Here is a 755-nt window from a genome sequence, read left to right on the forward strand (position 1 = left end):
CGCATCCAGGAGCCCCTCGAAGTTCCTGACCTTCTCGCCCTGCAGACCGAGTCCTTCGACTGGCTGCTCGGCAACGAGAAGTGGAAGGGCCGAATAGAGGCGGCTCGCCAGGCCGGGCGCAAGGACGTCCCGACCCAGTCGGGCCTCGAAGAGATCTTCGAAGAGATCAGTCCCATCGAGGACTTCTCGGGGACCATGTCCTTGTCGTTCCGCGACCACCGGTTCGAACCGCCCAAGTACTCAGTAGATGAGTGCAAAGACAAGGACATGACCTTCTCCGCCCCGATGTTCGTGACGGCGGAGTTCATCAATAACACCACCGGTGAGATCAAGAGCCAGACGGTGTTCATGGGTGATTTCCCGCTCATGACGCCGAAGGGCACCTTCATCATCAACGGCACCGAGCGTGTCGTCGTCTCGCAGCTGGTTCGGTCCCCTGGAGTCTATTTCGAACGTAATGTCGACAAGACTTCGGACAAGGACCTCTACGGCTGCAAGGTCATCCCGTCCAGGGGTGCCTGGCTGGAGTTCGAGATCGACAAGCGCGACAGCGTCGGTGTGCGCATCGACCGCAAGCGCAAGCAGGCCGTCACCGTGCTTCTCAAGGCACTGGGATGGACCAACGAGAAGATCCTCGAGCGTTTCGGCCAGTACGAGTCGATGCGCGCCACCCTGGAGAAGGACCACACGTCCGGCCAGGACGACGCCCTGCTCGACATCTACCGCAAGCTGCGGCCGGGTGAGCCGCCGACCAA

Annotated in this window: 1 pseudogene; it reads left to right on the forward strand. The window is 61.2% G+C overall.

Features of this window, described 5'->3' with window-relative positions:
- Positions 1-755 (forward strand): annotated as a pseudogene (locus AC5L3X_RS39160) (DNA-directed RNA polymerase subunit beta); the annotation flags it as partial.

The organism is Nonomuraea sp. CX421 (assembly GCF_059358955.1).